Annotated in this window: 19 protein-coding genes; 9 read left to right on the top strand and 10 right to left on the bottom strand. The window is 65.9% G+C overall.

Features of this window, described 5'->3' with window-relative positions; translation table 11 throughout:
* The 4 genes from AC27VN_RS00610 to AC27VN_RS00625 form a co-directional block, all read left to right on the top strand.
* Positions 1-1,239 (top strand): site-specific integrase (locus AC27VN_RS00610; protein ID WP_490875235.1); only part of this gene is annotated, 1,239 nt, incomplete at its 5' end.
* A gap of 105 nt (positions 1,240-1,344) precedes the next feature.
* Positions 1,345-1,725: a nuclear transport factor 2 family protein gene (locus tag AC27VN_RS00615; RefSeq protein WP_398494283.1), complete on the top strand. Its 381-nt coding sequence runs from the start codon at positions 1,345-1,347 to the stop codon at positions 1,723-1,725.
* Positions 1,722-2,153 (top strand): PaaI family thioesterase, encoded by a 432-nt coding sequence (locus AC27VN_RS00620; protein WP_490875236.1) that lies wholly within the window; start codon positions 1,722-1,724, stop codon positions 2,151-2,153. Before AC27VN_RS00615 ends, AC27VN_RS00620 begins: the two co-directional genes overlap by 4 nt.
* Positions 2,150-2,968, top strand: a complete 819-nt coding sequence (locus tag AC27VN_RS00625) for an MmyB family transcriptional regulator (protein ID WP_490875237.1) — start codon at positions 2,150-2,152, stop codon at positions 2,966-2,968. Before AC27VN_RS00620 ends, AC27VN_RS00625 begins: the two co-directional genes overlap by 4 nt.
* Here the strand turns inward: AC27VN_RS00625 and AC27VN_RS00630 are convergent.
* The gene (locus tag AC27VN_RS00630; protein ID WP_490875238.1) at positions 2,956-5,991 is read right to left on the bottom strand and encodes a CHAT domain-containing tetratricopeptide repeat protein; all 3,036 of its coding nucleotides are present in this window, start codon (positions 5,989-5,991) and stop codon (positions 2,956-2,958) included. The two genes, AC27VN_RS00625 and AC27VN_RS00630, sit on opposite strands and share 13 nt — an antisense overlap.
* A 137-nt stretch (positions 5,992-6,128) precedes the next feature.
* Here AC27VN_RS00630 and AC27VN_RS00635 point away from each other — a divergent pair, with 137 nt between their 5' ends.
* The 3 genes from AC27VN_RS00635 to AC27VN_RS00645 all read left to right on the top strand — a co-directional run bounded on the left by AC27VN_RS00635 (position 6,129) and on the right by AC27VN_RS00645 (position 7,752).
* Positions 6,129-6,569, top strand: a complete 441-nt coding sequence (locus tag AC27VN_RS00635; RefSeq protein WP_296779262.1) for a hypothetical protein — start codon at positions 6,129-6,131, stop codon at positions 6,567-6,569.
* A 5-nt stretch (positions 6,570-6,574) separates the two neighbouring features.
* Positions 6,575-7,411, top strand: a complete 837-nt coding sequence (locus AC27VN_RS00640; RefSeq protein WP_490875239.1) for a zinc ribbon domain-containing protein — start codon at positions 6,575-6,577, stop codon at positions 7,409-7,411.
* Between the two features lie 113 nt (positions 7,412-7,524).
* A complete protein-coding gene (locus AC27VN_RS00645) occupies positions 7,525-7,752 on the top strand; it encodes a hypothetical protein (protein ID WP_490875240.1) in 228 nt (75 codons plus the stop codon).
* A gap of 7 nt (positions 7,753-7,759) precedes the next feature.
* On the opposite strand, the gene AC27VN_RS00650 is transcribed toward AC27VN_RS00645, so the two are convergent.
* The 4 genes from AC27VN_RS00650 to AC27VN_RS00665 all read right to left on the bottom strand — a co-directional run bounded on the left by AC27VN_RS00650 (position 7,760) and on the right by AC27VN_RS00665 (position 11,231).
* A complete protein-coding gene (locus tag AC27VN_RS00650; protein WP_490875241.1) occupies positions 7,760-8,161 on the bottom strand; it encodes a PaaI family thioesterase in 402 nt (133 codons plus the stop codon).
* A gap of 83 nt (positions 8,162-8,244) precedes the next feature.
* Positions 8,245-9,306 carry a ketopantoate reductase family protein gene (locus AC27VN_RS00655; protein WP_490875242.1) on the bottom strand — a complete coding sequence of 354 codons (1,062 nt, stop codon included), beginning with the start codon at positions 9,304-9,306 and terminating at the stop codon, positions 8,245-8,247.
* A 74-nt stretch (positions 9,307-9,380) separates the two neighbouring features.
* Positions 9,381-10,199, bottom strand: a complete 819-nt coding sequence (locus tag AC27VN_RS00660) for an IclR family transcriptional regulator (protein WP_490875243.1) — start codon at positions 10,197-10,199, stop codon at positions 9,381-9,383.
* Between the two features lie 129 nt (positions 10,200-10,328).
* Complete coding sequence (locus AC27VN_RS00665) at positions 10,329-11,231, bottom strand: amidohydrolase family protein (RefSeq protein WP_490875244.1); 903 nt, start codon at positions 11,229-11,231, stop codon at positions 10,329-10,331.
* 170 nt (positions 11,232-11,401) lie between these two features.
* Here AC27VN_RS00665 and AC27VN_RS00670 point away from each other — a divergent pair, with 170 nt between their 5' ends.
* Positions 11,402-12,391, top strand: coding sequence for a Bug family tripartite tricarboxylate transporter substrate binding protein (locus AC27VN_RS00670; protein WP_490875245.1), 990 nt, complete (start codon positions 11,402-11,404; stop codon positions 12,389-12,391).
* Between the two features lie 12 nt (positions 12,392-12,403).
* On the opposite strand, the gene AC27VN_RS00675 is transcribed toward AC27VN_RS00670, so the two are convergent.
* The gene (locus AC27VN_RS00675; RefSeq protein ID WP_490875278.1) at positions 12,404-12,712 is read right to left on the bottom strand and encodes an alpha/beta fold hydrolase; all 309 of its coding nucleotides are present in this window, start codon (positions 12,710-12,712) and stop codon (positions 12,404-12,406) included.
* On the opposite strand from AC27VN_RS00675, the gene AC27VN_RS00680 reads away from it, so the two are divergent.
* Positions 12,635-12,841: a hypothetical protein gene (locus AC27VN_RS00680; protein WP_490875246.1), complete on the top strand. Its 207-nt coding sequence runs from the start codon at positions 12,635-12,637 to the stop codon at positions 12,839-12,841. The two genes, AC27VN_RS00675 and AC27VN_RS00680, sit on opposite strands and share 78 nt — an antisense overlap.
* Before the next feature lie 228 nt (positions 12,842-13,069).
* Here AC27VN_RS00680 and AC27VN_RS00685 read toward each other — a convergent pair whose 3' ends face one another.
* The 4 genes from AC27VN_RS00685 to AC27VN_RS00700 all read right to left on the bottom strand — a co-directional run bounded on the left by AC27VN_RS00685 (position 13,070) and on the right by AC27VN_RS00700 (position 22,623).
* Complete coding sequence (locus AC27VN_RS00685) at positions 13,070-17,062, bottom strand: NACHT domain-containing protein (RefSeq protein WP_490875247.1); 3,993 nt, start codon at positions 17,060-17,062, stop codon at positions 13,070-13,072.
* A 330-nt stretch (positions 17,063-17,392) separates the two neighbouring features.
* A complete protein-coding gene (locus AC27VN_RS00690; protein ID WP_490875248.1) occupies positions 17,393-17,692 on the bottom strand; it encodes a hypothetical protein in 300 nt (99 codons plus the stop codon).
* A 34-nt stretch (positions 17,693-17,726) separates the two neighbouring features.
* Complete coding sequence (locus AC27VN_RS00695) at positions 17,727-20,867, bottom strand: AAA family ATPase (RefSeq protein WP_490875249.1); 3,141 nt, start codon at positions 20,865-20,867, stop codon at positions 17,727-17,729.
* A 1-nt stretch (position 20,868) separates the two neighbouring features.
* A complete protein-coding gene (locus AC27VN_RS00700; RefSeq protein WP_490875250.1) occupies positions 20,869-22,623 on the bottom strand; it encodes a hypothetical protein in 1,755 nt (584 codons plus the stop codon).
* Positions 22,624-23,058 lie beyond the last annotated feature (435 nt).

The following is a 23,058-nucleotide window of genomic DNA, read 5'->3' on the forward strand; positions in this document are numbered from 1 at the left end:
CTGGTCGCGCGCGTGAACCAGAGCGGCGCGCGCTGGTGGACCCGGGTGCCGGGCATCGGCGCCCACAAGGCGGCGCGCGTCATCGAGTGGCTGCAGGTCAACGAACAGGCGCTGGGCCTGCGCATCGGCCACCATGCATTGCGCCGACGTTCGCAGCTCGCGCCCGAGGTGCTGCATGCCGTGGTGGCGCCCGCCACCGAGCTGCGGCCGCTCGAGAAGCTGGTGCTACCGCCCGCGCTCGACGGCAGCCTGGGCCTGTTCCGTTCGCCGGCATCGGGCAGCGGCGCGCGCACCGATCCCGAAGCCATCACCGAATGGCTGGCCGGTCGCGGCGTACCGCGCGATGCGCGCGCGTCCGCAACACCGCCGGCGCTCAGCGCCACGCAGCGCGCCTACCGCAAGGAAGCCGAACGGCTGCTGCTGTGGGCCGTGCTCGAACGCGGCAAGCCGCTGTCCTCGCTCACGCCCGACGATGCCGCGGCCTATGGCGACTTTTTGTGCGCGCCGCCCGCCGCGTGGTGCGGCCCGCGCCATCACCAGCGCTGGTCGCCGCAGTGGCGGCCCTTCGAGGGCGCGCTGTCGCCCGCGGCACGGCGCCAGTCGCTGGTCATCCTGCGCGGGCTGTTCGGCCATCTGGTGCGACGCAACTACCTTGTGTGCAATCCTTTTGCACCCCATGAGTTGCCGGTGCCCGCCGCGACGACGGTTCCCGCGGCATCTGCGCCATGGGCGCACCTCGATCTGCAGTTCGAGTTGCGTGCCGACGACGAAGCCGCGCGCCGGCTGCGTCGCGCGCTGCAATGGATCCGCGCCACCGGCCTGCGGCTCGGCGAGGTGGTGGCGCTGCGCTGCGGCGACCTCGTGCCGCCGTCAGTGGACGAAGCAGCGCGCACGGCCCACCCCTGGCAACTCCAGGTGAAGGGCGCGCGTGGCGCGACCCGCCAGGTGCCGCTCGCGGCCGAGCACGTGCGCGAGCTCGAGGAAGAACTCGCGCGCCACGGCTTCGAGCCGCGCGTCGATGCGCATGCCAACCACGGCATCGCCGTGCTCGCGCGCTTCGTCGCGCATCCGCTGCAGCCCGGTGCCTGGTCGGCCTCGGGCCTGCACAAGGCCATGAAGCGCTTCCTGCACCAGGCCGCGCACGGCCTCGACGAAACACAGGCCGCGCAGCTTCGCCAACTGACCACGCATCACCTGCGCCGCGCCGCGCGCGAGGGCTTGCCTGCGTCCCAGGCCTGACTACTTGGCAGGTCATCGACAGCCTTCGTGCCGCGTCGCATGATGGCCGACGTCGGCCGGCCCCTTGCGGCCCCGGCGCCCCTCCCGGATTCGAAAGCCTTTCCCATGCCCACAGCAGAGACCCTCGAGAAATTCATCGCGCGCGTGGAGTCCAACTTCCACGCCGAAGCCCTCGCCGAGTTCTACACCGAGGACTCGTCCATGCAGGAGAACCAGTCGCCCCCGCGCGTGGGCCTGGCCGCCAACATCGCGCGCGAGCGCGCCACGCTGGCCCGCGCCTCCGCAGTCCGTTCGCAGTGCGTGCGACCGGCCTTCGTGCAGGGCGACCATGTCGCGATCCGCTGGATCTTCGAGTTCGACTGGCTCGACGGCAGCAGCAGCCGCATCGAGGAGGTCGCCTGGCAGCGCTGGTCGGGCGAGCGCATTGCGTCGGAGCAGTTCTTCTACGACCCCGCGCAGATGGCGCCGAAGAAGCCCGCGCCATGAGCGAGCCCAAGCAACTGGCCTACGCACGCTCGGTGCTGCAGGCCCAGCCCTTCAGCGTGCTGCTGGGCACCGAGATCCTGGCCTTCGGCCCCGCGCTCACCGAACTGCGCCTCGCGCTGCGGCCCGAGCTCAAGCAGCAGCACGGCTTCGCCCATGGCGGCGTGCTCAGCTACCTGGCCGACAACGCGCTGACCTTCGCGGGCGGCAGCGCGCTGTCCGATGCGGTCGTCACCGCCGAGTACAAGATCAACTACCTGCGCCCCGCGCAGGGCGACACGCTGCTCGCGCGCGCCCGCGTGCTGCACGGCGGCAAGCGCCAGGCCGTCTGTGCCTGCGAGATCTTCGCGATCGATGCCGAAGGCGGCGAGAAGCTGGTCGCCGTCGCGCAAGGCACGATCTCCGCGATGGGCGAGCGGCCGGCCGCGTGAGCATCGCGCTGATCCTGCGTCGCACGCGGCTCGAGCACGGCATCAGCCAGCTCGAACTGGCGGGGCGCCTCGACGTCTCGCAGCGGCACGTCAGTTTTCTCGAGTCGGGCCGCGCGCTGCCGAGCCGCGGCCTGATCCTCGCGTGGATGGCCGAGCTGGGCGTGCCGGTGTCGGTGCGCAACGCAGCGCTGTTGCAATGCGGCTTCGCGCTGCCGCAGCCCGACGAGGACACACAGGGCGCCGAAGCCAGCCTCGTGCGCGACGCGGTGCGCCGCACGCTCGAGGCACACCTGCCGCATCCGGGCCTGGCCTTCGATGCCGACTGGAAGACGGTGGAGCAGAACCGCGGCGCGCGCTGGCTGTCGTCGGTCGTGATGCCCGGGCTCTGGCGCACGGCCGGCGGCGGCGGCATGGGCCTGGACATCATCACGGCCATCGGCCATCCGCAGGGCCTGCTGTCGCGTGCCCGTGAACCCGAGGCCACGGCCGCCGCGCTGCTCACGCAACTGCGCGCCGAAACCTGGAGCCGGCCCGCGCTCGCCGCGCGCGTCGAATGGCTCGCACGCGCGCTCGAGCGCCGCTACCCGGGCCGCATGCCCGAGCGCGGCCGCGCGGTCGGCGTGCCTTACTTCAGCTTCGTGTTCGACACCGAGTTCGGCGCGCTGTCCTTCGAGGTCATGCAGAGCGTGTTCGCGCTGCCGCAGGACGTGACGCCGGCCTCGCTGCGCGTCGAGATGTGGTTCCCGCGCGATCGCGCCACCTCCGAGGCGATGGCGCGCCACGTGCCGCTGCAATCGGCGACTCAGGTGCCGTAGAGCACGAACGGCGCCCAGTAGGCGGGCTTGCGCAGGCGTTCCCCGTACTCGCCCTCGGCGAAGGCGCGCTTGGTCTCGGCCAGCGCGCGTTCCACCGGCAGCCTGCGCTCGATGCGCGCGAAGAAGGCTTCCATGAAGCGCGCCGTGCTCTCGTCGCTGACCGGCCACAGCGTCATCACCGTGTTGACGTTGCCCGCCACGTACAGCGCATAGGGCAGCCCCATCACGCCGTCGCCCGCCACCACCTTGCCGATGCCGGTCTCGCAGGCCGACATCACGACCAGGTCGCTGCGCAAGGTGTAGCCCGGCCATTCCGCGGCCGTGACATAGCCGTCCACCGACGGCGGGTTGTCGACCTGGCCCAGTACCAGCGCGCTCAGCGCCGGCACGCTCGGGCTCAGGTAGCCATGCACCGAGAACAGCAGGTGCCGGTACTTCGCGAGCTCGCCGCTGCGGTCGAGCCGCTGCAGGTTCTGCTCGGTCGCGTCGGCGCCGCTGATCAGGTCGACCTGGCGATGCTGGAACACGCGCGCGATGCTCTCGAGTTCGCGTTGCGTGCCCGGCAGGTTCTCCCAGCTGTTCTCGCGCAGTTCCTCGACCGCCGCGCCGATGCCTTCCTCGCTCTCGGCCGAGGCCCGGGCCGACAGCAGCGCATCGTCGCCGACGCTTGCGCCACGTTTGGCCGAAGGCGGTGCCGTCCGTGCATTGCCCTCGTACACCGGATTGCCGATCGCCAGCATCGCCTTGCGCGGCGGCAGGCGGCCGTAGCTGACCGAGCGGCGCTGCAGCAGTTCCATCATCGAGAGCGACTGCACATAGCCCACGCTGTGGCGCTGCGCGAGCAGCTCGCCATCGACGGGCAGCGTTTCGAACGGCAGCATCGCGAGCGCGCCATCGGGCGAGACGATCAGCCGTCGCCGCGTGCCGATGCTCGCCTGCAGCGGCGCGATGAGCCGCTTCGACAGCCATTGCCCGATCGGCGCCGCATCGCTCACGCGTTGCGCGCCCTCCTGCGGCGGCTGCGCGGCCGGTGCCACGCGATAGCGCTCGGGGCCGAGCTGCCATACCGCCTGCCCCTCGCCGAGCGCATCGCCCACCAGCCGCCGGTAGGCATCGATGCTGTCGGCCAGGCCGGGCAGCGGTGCGAGCTCGGCGGCCTGCAGCAGCCCGCTGCCATCGACCACGAAGGCCATCACGCGGTCGCCATCGAGCAGGTAGCTCACGAACACGCTGTCGGCCGGCAGCAGCCGCTTCGCATCGGCCAGCGAGGCGATGTGCGGCTGCGACTGCTGCGCGTACTTCGGATGCTGCGCGCGCAGCCGCCGCTGCAGGTCGGCATAGGACAGCACCACGCGGTTGCGCTCGGCCTCCAGCGTCTGACGCCGGTCGACCTGCGCGCCGGTCTCGTCGAGGCTGCGGTCGATGCGTGCCAGCTCGGCCTCGTGCCGGTCGACCGCCTCCTGCTCCTTCGCTGGCAGCAGCCGGCCGCGGTTGGCCTGCTGGAGTGCCGTGCTCTCGATCAGCGTGCGCGCCTTCGACAGCTCCGCGATCTCGAAGGCCCGCGCGTTCTCGCCGTCGCGCACACTGGCCAGCGCATGGTGGCGATAGCCTTCCACATAGCGTTCGAACAGCGCGCGCCGGCTCTTCACGCTCAGGCCGTGCTGCGCGCGCAGGGCTTCCACGTCGCGCCGGAACCGCGGCATCAGCGGCTTCACCGTGTCGAGCCGGTCGGCCGCCAGCGCGGCGCCCATGCGCTCGATCAGCGACAGCAGCGTTTCGGGATGCGCGTCGCCCAGCAGCGCGCGCCGGCCCTCGTGCGCGCGTTCGAACAGCGCGAGCGCCTCGTTCGCATCGCCGGCCGACAGCACCGAGCGGCCCAGGCTGTGGACCGCGGCCAGTGTCAGCGGATGCTGCTCGCCCATCAGCGCGACGCGGAGGTCGAGTGCCTCGCGCGAGCGCTGCGCTGCTTCCGCGTGCCGCCCCTGCGTCTCGAGCACGCTCGCGTAGACGTTGAGTGCATAGAGCGTGTCGGGGTGGCCCGCGCCGCGCGCGGCCGCGAGTTGCGTCCAGGCCATGCGCGCCTTGTCGTGCGCCGCGCCGAGCCGGCCCATGCGGCGCAGTTCGATGGCCTCGGCGCTCGCGGCCCGCGCGCTGCGCACATCGGTGTCGCCATGGGCCGCGGCCGTGAGCTCGTGCACGCGCTGCGCATAGGCCAGCGCCTCGCGGTGGCGGTACAGCGCCGAGTAGGTGGCAGACAGGCTGGCCAGCGAACTCAGCGTGTCCGGTGCCTGCGCGCCCAGCACGCGGCGGCGCGCTTCGTAGACCTGCTCGTGCAGCTTCAGCGCCTCGGCGAAACGGCCGAGGTCGCTGAGGTTCACCGCCACCGCGTTGCGCATGCGCAGCGTCGTCGGATCGTCGGCGCCCCATTGCGCCTGCGCGGCCGCGGCCAGTTCCTCGCCGATCGCCAGCGCCTCGCCGTAGCGGCCCGATTCGCCGAGCGTGCCCGCCAGGTTGTGGCGCGCGACCAGCGTGTTGCGCGCGGCCGGGCCGGCCGACTTCAGCGTGAGGCGGTAGATCTCTTCCTGCAGCGCGAGCGCTTCGCGGCAGCGGCCGACCTTGCACAACTGCAGCGCGAGTGCGTTGCGTCCCGACAGCGCCGCATTGGCCTCGCGGCCCCAGAAGGCATCGCGCCAGGCCGCGCGCTGTTCGAGCCAGGCCAGCAGCGCGGCATCGTCGGCGCGCGCATCGCTGTTGTCGGCGAGCCGGCCGAGGATCAGGTCCTTCGCGAGAAAGGCCTCCATCGACAGCGAAGTCGCCTGCTCACGCGGCAACTGCCGCAGCGCGCGGCGAAGCAGTTCGTCGCTGTCGCGGAAACGGCCGGCTTTCTCGAACTCGTCGGACTCGCGCACGAGGCCACCGACTTCCGAGTAGGCCGCGCCCAGCGGCGGAAACGGCGGCGCGGCCGCGACGGCCAACGGCAGCAGGAGCAATGAAAGAAGGAGGCGGTGGAGCAGCGTGGGCAAGGGCATCTTTCGCGCGGTGGATGCCCCGAAGCTAAGGGCGCCGGCGCCGCTGCACGACTACGAGCTTTCGTAGCGCGAGGCCCGCTGCGATGGCGCGAGACTTTGGTCTTCGGCAATGGCGAATGGCGAGGCAATCGATGTTCAAAGGAAAGTTCTCAACCCTGGTCTTCCTGCTCTGCGGCGCGGCGTACTGCCATGCCGCCTCCAGCCTCGAGCTGATCACCGATGCCGAAGCGAAGCTGCCTTCGGCCTATCTCGAGAACAAGCGCGCCGGCCTCACGCGCGGCCCCGGCATCGAGGTCGCGAGCCCGAGCACCGAAGCCGGCCGCGAGGCGGTCGCGCTGAAGATCGGCTTCAAGCCGCGCGGCGGCGTCGTGATCGATCCAAAGACGGTGAAGGTGCAGTACATGAAGGAGCCGGTGGTCGACCTCACCGAGCGCGTGCGGCCCTACATCAGCGACACCGGCATCGCGATCGACGCCGCGCGCGTGCCCGCGGGCGAACACCAGCTGCGCGTGCAGGTCGGCGACGCCGAGGGGCGCGTCAGCAGCAAATTGATCCAGTTCAAGGCGCAGTAGGCCGCATGGGGGTTACCGCAATCTCGCCGGACGCGCCGCGCACCATCGCCTGTCCCTACTGCGCCGAGCCCATCGCCGAGCAGGCGCTGGCGTGCCGGCATTGCGGGCGAGACCTGTTCTTCTTCGCGCCGCTGCGGCGCGAGCTCGAGGCGCTGTCGCGGCGGGTCGCGGAACTCGAGAGCGCGTTGAGCGTATCGCGCAGCGCCGCTGCCGCGCCGGTGGTCCCGGCGCCGGAAGCAGCCGAGCCCGCGATCCCGCCAACCCCCACGCAACCCCAGCGCCCCGGCATCGGCTCGGTGCTGCTGTTCCTCGTGCTGCCCGTGCTGTGCCTGGTCGCGATGCATGCCGTGACCATCGTGCTGCTCGACCTCAACGAGCTGTACCTGCGCGTGGCCTCGGTCATCCTGCCGCTGGGCCTGGGCATGCTGTTCGTCGCGCTGTTCAGGGTGCGGCTGCCCTACCAGCTGCTGATGGCCGTGGCCATCGCCGTGCTGTCGGTGCTCGGCATGGCGGCCGTCATCGCCTATGCCGACGACGTGCCGCTGATGCCACGCGGCGCGCGCGAATGGCGCGAGATCCTCTACTACGTGACGAGCATCGCCTTCAGCCACATCACCGGCATCTTCACCGGCCTGCTGGTGTTCCATCGCCGCAACCGCGGCATCGACCGGCTCTCGCACCGACTCGCGAGCGCGCTCACCGACGGTTCGCCCGCGCCGGGCAAGGCGCAGCGGCTGCGCCAGTACACCGAGCGCATCCGCGACTTCATCACGCTGGTCACGCCGATCGTGACGGCGATCGTGTCGGTGGTCACCGGCGTCGTGACCTTGCTCAAGAAGTAGGGAAGCACCGGCCGACCATGGCCAATGTCCTGCATGCGCTGTCGCCGAAGGATGGCGTGCCGCGCCGTGACTGCTGGCGAGGCTGAGCCTTTCATCCGCAAAAGGAGGTCCCCATGCCAGCCAGCACCCACAGCGCCGAGCACGCCGAGAACACCGAGCCGCTTCCGCGCGAGGAGCCCGAGGTCGGCAGCGAGGAGTCGGTGCCCACCGACGGCCGCGACACCGAGGGCGAGAAGCTGATGAAGGACGTGAAGAACCCGAAGCTCCACGAGCCGGGCCTGGCCGAGCACAAGACGCCAGAGAAAGCCGAGAAGGTCGAGGGCGGCAAGAAAGCCGCCTGATCCTCGGTCAGTCGAGCACCAGCTGCGTCTGCGTCACCAGCGCGCAGAGCCGCCCATCGGCATTGGTGACCGAGGTCTGCCACACCATCGTCGTGCGGCCGCGGTGCAGCGCCACGCAGGTGCCGGTCACGGTCGTGCCCAGCTTCGCGCCCGCGATGAACTTGGTGCTCGAATCGGTGGTGGTCGTGCGCTTGCCCTCGGGCAGGTTCGCGATCGTGCCGACCGCGCCCAGCGTGTCGGCGAAGGCCATGTAGGCGCCGCCGTGCAGGATGCCGCCGGCGGTGCAGAGGTCGGCACGCACCTCCATCTGCGCCACCACGCGATCGGGTTTCAGCACGGTGAGGCGCACGCCCATCAGGCCGGGGAAGATCGGTTCCAGCAGTTGCTGGAGCGAGGCGATGTCGTGCATGCAGGTCTCCTTGGGGCGGCAGGCCGCCGATGGAGACCGATCCTAAGCACGCGGCGCCGCGCGCGCCATGCGGATCACCCCGATCAGCCCATGACGTCGGCCAGCAGGTCCGGGCTCGGCACCAGCTCGCCGCGCTCGATGCGCCCGATGATCTCGTTCACGCGCCGGTGGTAGCGCACGTCCACCCCGACCTCCTCGCCGCGCCGCGCCACCAGGCCGTTGATGTACTCGGTCTCGGTGCGCCGGCCCTTCTGGATGTCCTGGCCCATCGAGGGCCGCTGGCCGTCGCTGCGCGAGTTCGCCACCTCGAGGATCATGCGCGTGATCGCGTCGCGCGCCGCGGCGTCTTCCTCCGCGCGCGCCAGCAGGTCGAGGTCGAGCCCGCCCACCGGCTCGAGTGCCAGGCCCAGCGCGCGGCCCACGCGGATGCTCGAGCTGCCGAGCCGGATCGTGAGCTCGCGCGCCACCTCGTTCATGTCGCGCTGCTTGCCGCTCAGGCCCGTGAGCGCGCACACGCCGTTGCGCATCGCGTTGATCGTGAGCTTGGACCAGCGCTCGCCCCAGAGGTTGGTCGTGACCCGGCTGGTGTCGCCATGCGCGAGCAGCGCCGAGATCGCTTCGGCGCGCGGCGTCACGCGACCGTGCAGCTCGCCCACGCGCATGCCCCATTTCTTCTCGTCGCCCAGCGGCGAGTTGCGCACGATGCGGGCCGGCGCCACCAGCTCCGCCGCCAGCGCGCTCACCGAGCAGCCCAGCGTGCGCTCCCAGCCGGCGATGGCCGCGATGCTGTCCTCGTTGATGCCGTTCTGCAGCGACACCACGCAGCCCGTGGGCGCGAGCAGCGGCAGGATCAGCTGCGTGGCCCAGGCGGTGTCGTAGGACTTCACGGCGATGAATGCCACGTCGAAGGCCGCTTCGCGCGCGAGCTGCGCCACCTCGCCCACGTGCAGCGCGCGCACCTTCGCGTGTACCGCGCCCGCGCCGTCCATGCCGTTCATTCCGGTCACGCTCAGGCCATCGCGCCGCATGGCCTCCACGTGTTCGGGCCAGGCGTCCACCAGCGTGGTGTCGATCCCCGCCCTGGCCAGGTGCGCGCCCACATAGCCGCCCACGGCCCCCGCGCCCACGATGCATATCCGCGTCATCCGTTGCTCCTTCTTCGATCGGTTGAAAACGCGAAGCGCGCCGCCAGCCGCCCGAAGGGGGAGGGCGCCGCGCCTCAGAGATTGAAAGCGCGCGCCTCCGTGCCCAGCTCGGCGGCCGCTGCCTCGAGTTCGCCGCGCAGCTGCGCCAGGTGCCGCTCGCCATAGAGCTCGGGCGTGCCGAGCAGGCACAGCGCGGCAAAGGCCTCGCCATCGGCACCACGCACCGGCGACGCGAAGGCATGGATGCCCGGCACCACGTCGCCGAGGTTCACGCCGAAGCCGTGCCGGTCGGAGCGTTCGCGCATGCGCTGCAGCGCCGCGAGCCGCCCGGAGCCGCAGCGCGCCACTTCCTGCGCCACGTTGTCGAGCAGCACCGCGCGCGCCTGCGCCGCGTCCAGCGTCTGCAGGATCGCGACCCCGCCCGCCGTGGTGAACAGCGGCCGGCGCGCGCCCGGGTAGAGCACCGAGCCGGTCAGCGGAAGCTGGCCCTGGCGCACGCTGCACACGTGTTCGTTGCCGCTGCGCAGCAGCAGCACCGCGATGCCGCGCATGCGGCGCGCGAAGGCCTCGAGCAGCACTTCGGCGCGGCGCTGGAACAGCAGGTGGTCGGGCAGCGCCAGTCCCAGCTCGTGCATCAGCGGGCCCGGCAGGTAGTGGCGGTCGGCCGCGCGCTGCGTCACCAGGCGTTCCTCGACCATGCAGGCCAGCATGCGGTGCACGGTCGCCTTGTCGAGCTCGCAGGCCACGGCCAGGTCGGACAGCCGCCAGCCGAACTGCGGCCGCGACGCGACCACGCGCATCAGCTTGATCGCTCGGCCCAGGCTGCGCGTGCCGGGGCGTTCGGTGGCGGTGGCGGCGAATGCGTCCTGGATGATCGGCTGGTCGGTGTCCATCGTCGGTGCTTCCTCGGGCAGATGCGGGGGAGGCCCACCGGACAGGGGCGCGGCGGGCGCGAACCATGCATTCTGCGATGGAGGGATGCGCGGGATGCGCGCGATCAGCGAAGACACCTCGCCCGCTCCTCAGTCGCCGCCGAAGCCATAGAGCCGCGCCGGGTTGTCCACGAGGATGCGATCGAAGGTCCGCGCGTCCGGCGACCACTGCCGCAACTGCGCGAGCACGCCGGCGTTGTCGACCTCGTGCGGCGCGCTGACCTCGGTGGCCGAGGCGGCCGCGCCCGGCTGCGGATGCGGCCAGTCGCTGCCCCACAGCATGCGTTCGGGGTTGCAGCCGATGAAGCGGCGCGCCAGCGCTTCCATGTCGGAATGGCCGGACATCGTGCTGCAGCGGTAGGGGGCCGAGAGCTTGACGTAGGCCTTCCCCTCCTCGACGAGCGCGAGCACCGCGGCCAGCGCTGGCGTGTCGAGGCCGTCCACCGCCTGCGCACCCGCGTAGTGATCGAGCACCACCGGCACCGGCAGCTCGCGGATCGCCGCGGCGCAATCGGCCAGCAGCGGCAGGCTCGCATAGACCTGCACGTGCCAGCCCAGCGGTGCCACGCGTTCGGCCGTGCGCCGAAGCTGCACGGTGGCGCGGCGGGCATCGCCCTCGCGATCGATCTCGAGGTTGACGCGCACGCCGCGAACGCCGGCCGCGTTCAGCGACTGCAATTGCGCGTCGGTGGTGGCGTCGTCGATCACCGCCACGCCGCGTGCCCGCGCCGGGCCCAGCTGCCGCAGCGCCTGCAGCGTCGCCGCGTTGTCGAGTCCGTAGACGCTGGGCTGCACGATCACCACGCGAGCGATGCCGAGCGCGTCGTGCCATTGCGCCAGGGCCTCGATCGACGCCGGCGGCGGCGTGTAGCGGCGCGCGGGCAGCAACGCAAACTCGCGCTCGTCGAGGAAGACATGCGTGTGGCAGTCGCAGGCGCCGGGCGGGAGCCGCGGCGAAGGCCGCTGTGTCGAGGATGTCGAGGGTGTCGTCATGCTGTGGCGACGATAGCCGTCCGTTCCGCGCCCCGGCCGGACCGTGGGCAGCGGAATTTCATGGGTTGAACTTTCGCGCGCCGCCACGAGCGCACGCCGCGGGGGTGCTCGATATTCTGCGCAGGGCCCAGGCAAGCCCGCCGCGGACATCACAGAACAACGGAGACGACATGCCACCCTTCATTTCGCGCAAGACCTTCCTTCGACGGCTGGCCGGATCGCTCGCGCTGGCCCTCGGGCCCGCCGCGGCGCTGGCCCAGGGTTTTCCCGCCAAGCCCGTGACCCTCGTGGTCCCCTTCGTGGCGGGCAGCCCGACCGACATCGTCGCGCGCGCCTTCGCCAGCGAGTTCTCGCTCGCGCTCAACACGCCGGTGCTGGTCGACAACAAGCCCGGCGCCAACCAGACCATCGCCGGCAGCTACGTGTCGCGCGCGGCGCCCGACGGCTACACCCTGTTCTTCGCCAACCTGCCGGCCGTGGTCGCGCCCTCGCTGCGCGCCAGCCTGCCCTACCAGGGCGTGGGTGACTTCGCGCCGGTGTCCGACGTGCTGACCATCGGCTTCATGCTCGTGACTGCGCCCAACGTGCCGGCCACCACGCTCAAGGAGTTCGTCGCGCTGCTCAAGGCCGACCCGTCGAAGTACTCCTATGGCTCCTCGGGCATCTCCACGCCGATCCACCTGATGGCGGAGATGTTCAACAAGGAGCTCGGCGTCAAGACCCTGCACGTGCCTTACAAGGGCGCCAACCAGGTCCAGCTCGACCTCATGAGCGACCGCGTGACCTACGCCTTCCTGCCGACCGGCACCATGGACTACGTGCGCGCCGGCAAGCTCAAGGCCTTCGGCCTGGCCGCCAGCCAGCGCGACCCGGCCTACCCCGAGCTGCCCACCATGGAGGAGTCGGGCATGCCCGGCTTCAAGGCCACGGTCAACTTCGTGCTCGTCGGCCCGAAGAAGACCCCACCCGACGTGCTCGCCAAGCTCAACGCCGCCGCTAACAAGGTCGTGGCCAGCGACGCCTTCTACGGCAAGGTCAAGCCCGTGGGTGGCGTCGAGCTGTCCCGGCCCGCGACCACGGCGCAGGTTGGCGCGCACATCGCGGCGGAGGAGGCGCGATGGAATGCGCTGATCAAGCGGGCCGATATCCAGCTCGAATAGGGCGCCGCATCCTCAGCGCGTCGCGGCCTCGACGATCACGCGCGTGACCGCCTCGGGCTGCGAGGTCATCACCACGTGCGAGGCACCCTTGACCACCACCGTCTTCTTCGCGTGCGTGCGCTCGGCCATGAAGGCCATCGCGGCCGGCGGAATGTTCTTGTCGCGGTCGCCGTAGACGAACCACGAGGGCACCGACTTCCAGGCTGGCGCCTGCGCGGCTTTGTTGAGCGCGATCTCGTCGAGATGCAGGAGCCGGTCGAGGCCAGCGTTGTCAGCGCGCGCATGCAGCGCAGCGTGGCGGAGCCGCTGCAGCGCGTCGATGCCGACGGCCTACTCAACAACCTGGTGTGCGGCTACCGCGACGCCGGCCGCGCTATCGCGCCCGACGGCTGCATCGGCCACCCGGTGGTCCCTGCCCGCTCGCGCTGCGGCGCGTGCTGGCGAACCTGATCGACAACGCGTTGCGCTGAGCCACCTCGAGTGTAGGGTCTCAGAGTAGTTCGGCGACGCAATGGTCTTGTGCGAGAGCTTCATTGCATGAAAGCGCCCACCTCAGGTGTGACTGCCGTGCCCAAGATCCTCGGGCGCTTCCGAGCCTATGGGGATGCCAATCGTTTGGCGAATGCAGGACCCGGTAGGACGCTGGCAGTCCGAAGACGAGTCGAGTGGCGGCGTGTGCTATCCGGGTGGTGTTCCGGTTATCGAGCCGTCTAAGTGCACGGCTCTCTTGCGAATTTCATCAACTTCATCGGCGCGCAGGCGCTCAAGGTGAGCATGCAGTCGGTCGCTGGCCAAGTGCTCTGATCTCAACAGTTCTGTTCCCGCCAGCCTCCAGCGGGGATCAGTGTCAGAGAGAAGAGGCTCAAGATCTGTGAGTTGGCGCGCAGTGAGCGTCGGAACGCTTCGCAAGAAGACGATCGCCATTTCTGGCGCGAACTCCTTGCGGGCAACTGCTGAGAGGATTTTCTCTCGGTCATCTTCTGATGTGGACATGAGGCTGGTAAGCCGCTCTTGGGCGATGTGCCGCACATCCGAGCGATCGTCGCCTAAGAACTTGATGCAACGTTCAGTGTCGAGGGCATCCATTTCCAGCAGAACCTGCACGAGCGTCGCACGGGGACTGTGCTGAACGAGCAGACCGGATTCAATGGGCTGAATCTGGCGGGAATGGTCGTATGCCCGGAGCAGCAGATTCGCATCGTCGAACTCGTTGAGGTCTACTAGGTGCTTAGCAACGCCCGCCGCGGCTTCTGACACCGAGCCCGAAGGAGATAGCAAGCCAGATGACAAGGCTCTGGCCAAGTCTGGCGAATACTTCAAGTCGAATTCGCTCAGGACCGAGAAGAGGTACTCTGCCCCATCCGTCAATTGCCCATCGTTAATGCGCTCAAGAAGAATTCGGACGGCAACTTCAGGGTCACAAGCGGTCAGCACTACACCGGAAGCGGCCCACATCGACTCGCAAGGGGCCTCGCGCAGCAATGCGCGTAGCGCTTCCTCTTCCGGTCTTGAGGCGCTGAAGATGCTGACAGCAAGATAGGTGAGCCACCGTGACCCGTGGCCGAGCGCGCATGCAATCGACTTACGATCTGCCAAACGCGCTGACGCTGCGAGCCAATCGGGCTCGGTCACATCAACACGCGGCCACTGGAGTCGGATATCTAGAATGTCACCGCCTTGGTTCACGACATCCGCGATCCGCTGGGCCTCATCGTGGAGTGCGTGCAGATCGATTTCGGAGCTCTGGGCAACAGCCTGAAGAATGTCCCGCACCGCCGCGGCATCGTATGGCTTCTCCCACGCGTACACATCGCTTGCGGGAGTCTCACTGAACGCGATGGTCGCAAGCAGAGCGGCAAAGTTGGGACAGTCGGATGCCGGGCGCGAACTCAGCGATGAGTGCGCCCGTGCTGGGAAGGCACTCGCTACTGCGAGAATGGCCTTAGCCGACGCACGCTTCCAATCCGCAGGAGGCGCGAGAAGTGCGAAGGCGGTTTCGGTCAACAGCGAACTGCGCCCTTGCAGCGGCTGCAACACCGACAAGGAGTCTCTCTTCACACCCCGAGCCCGCAGCGCGTTAGATACCTTTGCCATGAACCCGACGTTACACAGCGCCGTTTGTTCCAGCAGCGCGTCACCAAATCGCGCAACACTCGCGTCTGGCTGGGCTGCGAGCGCAGCAAGTGCGATCGTCTGCAAAAGTTCACGATTGGAATTCATCGGTACGCGCGGACGCCCTGCAAGAGTCGTATCGATGGTGATGCCCGTGAGATAAGGCAAGAACCTTCGAAAAGCATCCTCCAGTGGTTCGTGGCTGAACTGTTTGGGAGTCGCTGAAACCGCGCAGGCCCATGCAATCAGCTGTAACCACGGTCGTTCGTCGTCAAGCATAGGCGCCACCACCACTGCTAGCACATTTGGATAAGCAGCCGACAGGGTCACGAGGGAGGGCCCCAGCGCAAATCGGTCCTTGCCGTCAGATTCAAGTGCGGCGAACGCGAGGCGAGCAATCTCTACAACCTGAGACGGATCGATCTTGACGTCTGCATCGCAAGCAATCGACAAAGCCCTGGCAACCTCGCCGGCTTGTCTCGTGTCCCTGCGCTCGATGAGGATGCGGGCAATTTCGACAGCCGTACCGGATGCTGCTGCGAAGATGGCGACTTCATTCCATGCGGGGTCATCCAATGCCCTCAGCAACCCTTGTTTGCACTCTTCGGGTGGCATTGTGGACAGGTGTCGCGCCGCTGCGTACTCAGCAAATGTCTTGTGCATGAACGCCCAATAGGACGTTCCGTCATGATGGACACGCTCAATGAGGCCAACCTCTTCCCAGAAGTGCAGCGCTTCACCCACCGTCGCCAATGCGGTGAGCCTCCCATTGCCCAATTCTGCAGAGAGAATGTCGGCGCACTCTTGAACGACCACGTCTCCCGGGCGCAGCGGATTGAGCATGTACGACCAGCCAAATGCCTCGAGAATGCGGCGGCGTACAGGTGAGGTGTGAGGTGAACCCGCTGGTTCGCCGGAAGTCTGCTCAAGCATCTGCAGCAACTGGGCGTACAAGGCTGGTCGAGTGTTCGGAAGGCTTCCGTTCCGGGCGATTAAGACAGCCGCCATCCCTAGTAACTGAGGACTACGGCTAATTGCGTTCGCAGCTCGCGAACGGCTCAATTCACGGCTTGCGACTAGCCACCAATCTTGTGAGGGCTCCAATGCCTCTAGGAGCTTGCGCAAATTGTCCGCGCCTTTGTCTGTCTCTGGGCCTAAGAGGTGGTAGTGGCGCCACTGAGCGAGGGCCGGTGTCGAGTACCCGATCGGCCGAGTGGTAACGACGATACGAGCGTGCCGATGACCCGCAGCGAAATCGTGAAGTGCTTGCGCGACGGTCTCATGCATATCTCCACATTCATCCAGGCCGTCAGCCAGAACAACAATGTCAGCGAGCCTTGCACTATGAAACCTGTCAAGCGTGATTCCAGAGCCGTCCAAGCCGTGCGTGACGAGCGCCGAAGAGAAGCTCTGCCCATGTCGCATTGCCGCGGCGATTCCATCAAGTTTTACTTGAAGGACCGGGTGTCCGTCGAAAGCGTAGCGCCATGCGAGTAGGGAGACGAGAGTCGACTTCCCAATACCGGGGCCGGCCACAACAACGGCGCGGCGCCGAAAGCGTCCGATCCATTCCGCGTCAAGCGTCTCCGAACTGAAGGTACGTGGTTTCGATGGCTCGTGGTATTTCTCCAATGCGGCTGCTGGCGATGGAGCTTGTGGAGGATCAAACTCAGCCACCAAGGCGTGCAACTTGAGGAGCTTGTTCAATGGCAGCGGCTTCTTGGACCCAGCGAGAGTGAAGTTGCTGCCAGTTTGCAGTAGCCAGTTGGAAAGCTTCGCGGACGTTGAGGCTGGAAAGTTTTCATCACGAATGCGTATATTCGCCTTGGCGAGGACGGTCAGCAAAAATGGGATCGTCCAGCGGCCTCGATGTTCGATGCTGGCAACGGCCTCTTGGTAAAGCGCGTCCCATGCAGCATCGCGCTGGTCATCTTGCTCGCATACCCAGCTCAGAGCCTCTTTTGCCGCTTTGATGTCAGCTCCGTCCGCCTTCAAAGCGTGGACGACGCGGACGCGGATCTGACCGCATGCTGTCTCGGGCTCAAGGCCAATCTTCTCGAGCCGGCGCTGGAAGTCCTCGCCAATGTCGTTAAGGCGATCATCCCTTCCTTGTCCCAATCGAAGGATGTCTTGGGACAGATCTTCTCGGATGGTCCTGGATGAATCGGGCGCCACAGCCAACGCGCCGCAAGCCATCTGCCCGCTGTCGATCGCGATGGCCATACCCTCTAACGAGTTCCACATGGCATCGGTGCGCTCGAGCCCCTTCTTCGCTTGAACTTCCGCAATAAGTCCGGAGGAGAACTCCAGTCGAATGTCGTCGCCTGCTCCCTCGCTTTCAGCCCAGATCGCCAAAGGAACGTCAGCCACGGAGAACCAGTCGAGGGGAGAACCGCGCAGAACATGAACCGCGATGATGGCCGTCACCGCAGCTTGAAAGTTGATGCCTCCACCCGTGGCGGTCCCGCCGCCAGGCTTTTTCTTTTTCGTCGCCGGCCTACCAGGGGTAGATGTCGCCTTGACCTTCTTCTTGCCTGGTTGTGAAGCCTTGCCGCTCATTTAATCGCCTTCTTCCAATGGCCGCAATGCTAGCGCGTGTCGAGAAAGCAGGCGGGTAAGGCGACCTCCGCCGTTCGGGGGGCAAGTTGATGTAGCGTCATTCGCTTCTGGCCCGCCATTTTTCCATCGTAGACGTCTGAATGAGCGTTACGTTGGCACCGGAGAGTGTCTGCTTTTGGCCGACTCTTGCCCGTAGCTTGGCAACCACCCTGCGCGACCGATCCCAGCGGAAGAAGTGCCTTTCGCTTAGATCACAGCGAAAGACCGCTACGAGGGAAAGCGGTCGCCTGTGAAGCGCGCTCTGTGCTCTCACCACCGCGACACAATTTTCTATTCCACTGCCGCACCCGCTGACTTGGCCAATATATAAGCTGTCACATAGTCGTTGGCCAGGAACTGGCTCAACTGATCGAGCGGCTTGGTGCCGAGCTTCATGCCCTGAAGATTTAGGTAGTCCTGCAGGGTCTTGTCTGGAAGCACTTTGTCCATTGCTGCGTTTACGCGCATGTCCTCTTCGTGTGCCCTCGCGCACGCAGATCGGCGGTGACGTAAATCAACGTATTCGATGCGCAGCGCCGGCACTTCAGATAGCTTCGACGAGCTGTCTTGACGTCCGCCCGCGGCCCGCATGCCCTATGTCGATCAACGCGACCCACACAGGGCGTCAGCCTGCAGCGGCGGCCACCTCAACCTGTGGGCTGCGCACCAAGTTGATGGTCTTGAACGACTCTCCCAGGAAGCTGAACTTCTTTGAAAACAGGGATGCCACACGCGTGTCTGCGGTGGCAAAGAAGATTTGCCGACCTGAGTTCACCGCCAGGTCGCGCAGGTAGTCCAGAAACGATAACGCATTGAGGTCGTCGATGTGTGCAATTGGGTCATCGATGAGCAGGACTGGAGGGGCCGACGTGGCCGTGCGATTCCTGGCGAGGAAGATGGACAACGCAAATGCGGCACGCTGCCCGGTGCTGACCTCGTCTAGCGTGCGGGCGCCATGACCATCCGCGGTCCGCAACAGAACGTCGGGACTACCAACGTACTCGTACTCTAGAGGCGAATGGATGCGCGAAAACACCTCATTGATTTGATCGCCAATGGCATCAAGCGCCTCCCGCGTAGCATTCTCCAGGGAAGCGTTCTCAATGAGGTCGTCCAAGACCTTGCCCGCTTCTTGGAGCGCCTTTTCCTCGTTGCGAGACTCCCCAAGTCTGAGCTTCCAGTCCTCAATCTTTTTCGGCAGGTCCCGCTGCTCGGCCGAGCTTTCCGAATCGCTGCGCGACGCTTCATCTGCTTGCTTGAACGCTGAGGCGACGGCAGCGATGCGTGCCTGGATTTCGACGAGTGGAACATCGTCCTCAACGTCAAGGTAGGAACGAAGCCCAGCGACGTTGCTTGTAGCGGCGAGGAACTCATCTTGGAGCGCCACAAGCGATGCAAACGTACCGATGATTTCTACACGTGTGACCCAGCCGTCCAGGTCGACAGGCTGAGCAAAGCCCATGATGGAACGGACAAGAGCCTCGATGTTGCTGCGGCACTCAACAAGTGCCTTTCGGTTCGCCTCCACGAATTCCAACTGACGATTGCGTTCCGCATACGCGACGTCGGCAGTCAGATTGCTCGGCTCAACAAGGTCGAACAGCCTAGAGATAAGGCCCCAAACCGAATCAGCCTCGTTGCTTGAGAAGCCTTCATTGCGAAGGTTCTGCCCTTCCTTGATGACGCGTTGGAGTTCCAACTGGGCTTGGTTCGCCCGCTCGCGCAGTTCAACTATTTCTTCCAGGACCCCTTTGGGCGTGGTGCCCTTCAGCTGCATTTGCGCCACCAGCTTCTGGCAGAGCTCAACAGCCTCAGACCACCGCCGCGCTTCGTTTGCTTCTCCCTCCGCCAAACGCAGAGACTCCGCAAGGCCCTTGACCTCCAGCGTGGCTTCCGGCCCCGCGGTGAGCTCCTCAATGAGATGCATCAAAGCGCCGCTGGCATGCACCGTGCGGCAGACCGGGCACATGTCCGGGTTCTCCGACGACTTCAGCGCTTCCTTTACCGAGTCCTTCAGCTTTGCGGCAGCAGCGGCGCGAGTCGATGTTGCCCTACCGTGAAGGTCCAGGGCTTGCTGAGCGCGGGTGAACCTCGCATGGGCTGAAGTGGCCGCTTCACCCGCAGCGTGCACGGCTTCTTGTAGTTGGAGGGACGCGTAGCGCTGCGGTACCTGCGGCAGGTCGCCGGCGACCATGCCTCCCAGACGTGTAGCCAGTTGCTCCGAGACCTCGCGGGCCCACTTATATCGCCGGCGAACGTCATGAAATCCGGCGGACTCATAGGCAATCCACCGATCGAGGTTTCTGACGTTGGCCTCGAGCTCGTCAGTCTTCAAGGCGAGCCGCCTCTCATCCCTAACGTGCCCCACGAGTTGTGTCTCGACCGACCTTGCGTTGCTAACCGCGGCCTCCAGCTGCTTCGAGCGATGCTCGACATCCTTGATGGTTCGCGCTGCAGCTCCCAAGGAGGCCAGCGCCTGCAAGTGCGCCAACGCGGCGAGAAGCTCCTGACCTTCCTTCGGCGTGGGCACGCCGGCTTCTATTGGCCTCTTCCAACCAACGCCTACAAGTGCAGCGCGATAGGCGTCCGTCAGAGTCTTTGCCGTGGACGGCTTTCCCTGAAGCTCCTTCAGCCGCCGCTCGAAGACAGTGAGCTCCACCTGCAATTCGTCAGCTCGGCGCTGTGCTTTGTCCCAGGCCTTGTCCACATCTGCACGAATCCTCTGCAGGTAGTCGAAGGTCGTAGCGGCCGAGGAGCCGACCAACAACCGACTTAACTCAGTTGTAATGTCATCGGGCTTCAGCTTGCCTGACAGGCGATATGCGGCATCGGTGTCGAGGAAGTTGTAGAGCGAGAAGCTGTCAACAATGTCGGCAACGTTGTGCTCCTTGCGGTTGTACCAAGCAAGATTTCTAGCCTTGATACGAGGCCCGTCTCCAGTAGATGAAAGCTCGACGGTGCTACCGCCCGCGCCAAGCAACAGCTTGCCTTTGAGGCGAACCGGCCCGACGGCCGAGCTCCTGCGATTGTTCCCACAGTAGAAGTACTCGATAGCCTCGAGAAGCGAAGTTTTCCCGCTCCCGTTCGCGCCGACGAGCAGCGTGACGTCGCCGAAGTCATAGCCCTTGCCGTTGTGTATCGGCCGGAACCCCGCAACGTCCAATCTCAACAGCTTTGCCGTCGCTAGCGGAGAGTCGGCGGCGGATAACTCCTTCACCCTCTGCTTCCCGTTCGGAGCCGCACCAGCTGCGCGCTGGGCAATCTTCTCCACAACCGTGGTGCGAGGGGTAGGAGCATCGAGAAGCAGCTCGAGCCCGGCCGCTGAAAGTCGTTGCTGCCAATCCGTCAGCACGTCATAAGTGCTTCCGTGCTCTGCTGCCTCAAACAGCTTCGGCCCTCCCAGCAGGGATTCGAGGTCGTCCTGCGAGATGACACGCTTGCGCGCGTAGTCCCTATCAGCCTCGATTGCGGCCTTCGCGACGGCAAACTGAGGATTTGCCTTGGAGTTGGGCCCGGCGACGAAGTAAAGGTACTTGTTCCAGCGTAGGTCGCCTGTCGAATCGAAGAAGTCATCAGCAAGGATGCGTTCCTGGAAGTCGCGCAGGTGCAGTGAGCGCTCCACAACTTCATCGGCAAAGTCGACGTAGGCAACGGCGTAGGTCTGCTCGCCGAGCTTCTTCTCGCCACGCACCACGGAGTCGTCAATGTCGCGAAGCCCGACGAGAAGATGAGTCAGCGCTTCGCGCGCAGCTTGCATCTCAGGCATGTCACTGTCCCCCTGTGATGGACGCCATGCTGCCCCCATCGTATGTAATGTCAGTCTGCTGCTTGATCTCGGCGAACTTCGTGACGCCTGCGACCGTGCGATAGAAGATGGCTACGCGGTTTTTGTGCTCCTTGTTCTCCCTTCGCAGGAGCTCAAATGCGTTCTCGCTGACCCTCCTGACCAAATCCATTGGCGGGTTTTCGCCGAGATAGGCCACCAGGGCCGGACGCGCGCCGGCCTTGAGGACATTGGTGTTTGGTGAGGTGGGAGACCACGCAATGGAGGCGTCGCCGCCTGCGAGGTCTTTGATTTGCGCAGGTAAAGGGCCCGTTTGGAGGATGTGGCTGAGCACTGCAACTTGGCTGATGCGCCGCTGACGCTCCTCGGAGGCTGCGACGTCTCGGTCGAGCTGAAGAGTGGCGCGAGCTACGACTTCGGACTCTGGGATTCGGCACACGTCCAGGTTATTCACGCAATGCCACTGCTCCTTCATACTTTGAGGACCGCAAGAAAGCGAAATGGCCCGCTCGATGTGCAGCCGGTTGGCGACATCTTGCAGGCCCTGGAAGGCTGCGCTTACTTCCGGGTTCACGTTGATGACTGCGCCCCATCCTGTCTCTGGACAGCTTGTGTTCTGCGCCCATGCGCCGCTACCGTCGTCCCAGGAAAAACGTGTATCTAGTTGCGGCCCGATTAGCACGTCGTGAACCGCCGGGCCGTCCTGCCAAACCTTGGGGACTGTCAGCGCGAAGATAGCCTCGTCATAGTGGAAGTGCAGTACGTGGCGCCTCTTCTCATGCCAGGTGTAGTACAGCCCCTTGGCCTCATTGTTGGCAACCTCATCTTCCTTCACCGAGCAACGACGCTCAGGCACGTACCAAGCTGAGCCGCTCTCGTTCTTCCACGCATGCGGCGCCTGGTCAGGAGCGTCGTGTTGCACGACGTTGTGAGCCCAGTTCAAGCAGACGATGTCGCAGTCGGTCGCGACCGGACTGCGCCGGAAGACCTCGTTCCGGTACCTGCGGTAGTCGGTGTGCTTGGGCTTGGGGTTCAGCTGGATGTGGATGAGGATAGCTCTGTCGGACAGCTTCTTGTTGGCGGCGAGGTCCTCTCCAAGGTCCAGCGCGTCGGAACAGATGATGGTCGAGAGCTTGATGGCACCGTCTTTGCTTAGGAACCGGTAGATGGCGCGGCCGCAGCGCAACTGCTTATTCTCAAAGCCGTGGTCATCCCGTGACGGCGCGGTCTTGAACTGGAACAGGACGACCCGCTTGAGGCTCTTATCCGCGTCGCGGGTGACGAAGCAGTAAGCGACGGGGTCGAAGTAGTTTCCCTGCACCGCTGGAAACGGGTCATTCTCGTAGATGACGTCGCAATAGCCGGCGCAGTCAGCCTTGAAACCATCGAGCTGCGCGGGCGTCATGCTTTCGCACCCAAGTACCCAAATGGCACCCTCAGCGGGGAAGGGGCCGCCCTGCGCCGCCTTCGCCAGCGAACTCACCGGAAAAAAATACTCCGGCGTAACAGCGAGTTGGTCGCCGCGCTGTGCAGCCAGCGCGAGGAAGGCGTCGGCTTTGGCTGCCGCGGCGGCCAAGTCTTGGTGACCAATTCGCTGGGTGTCCGCGTAGATGGGACCTGACGGCTGGAGAAACAACGCGCGGTAGCTCTGGTGCGTTGCCTGAAGCATTGCCAGGTCCGGAGTCTCCAGACCCCGCAAGGCTAGAACATCCTCGACGTCTCTGATGAACACAGGCACACCCATTTTTCTTCCTCAAGCGGTCTCCGCGCATATTAAAAGATGGTAGCAATTTGTTGCGGACAGTTGGCAGGGCCAAAATTGTTTGGAAGCCGCGTGCAGCCAGGAGCCTCTGAACAACTGGTGACGAATCGCCAACGCCCACGCGTGATGCCACCGCTGGCGGTTCCGCTGCCAACCTTGAACGAGAGTTTCAGGTCGCCAAGTTGTGCGAGTCGCTGGACCGCAGGCGCTGCCCTATCGCCTTTGGGCGTAGCTGCTCCAGACTGACAGTTGAAACCTGCCGCGAGCCAGCGCTGAACACCAAGACATGCCCGTTGTTCGGCAGCCAGGCCGTTCCAGCCGCCCACGCCTAGCGGGCAGGCTATAAGAGGAACAGATCAGGAAGCGGGCATGCGCCCGTTGAAATGAAGGCGTGTTGGAACACTTTGATCT

The sequence above is a fragment of the Variovorax sp. 20P10.2.4 genome (assembly GCF_058244205.1).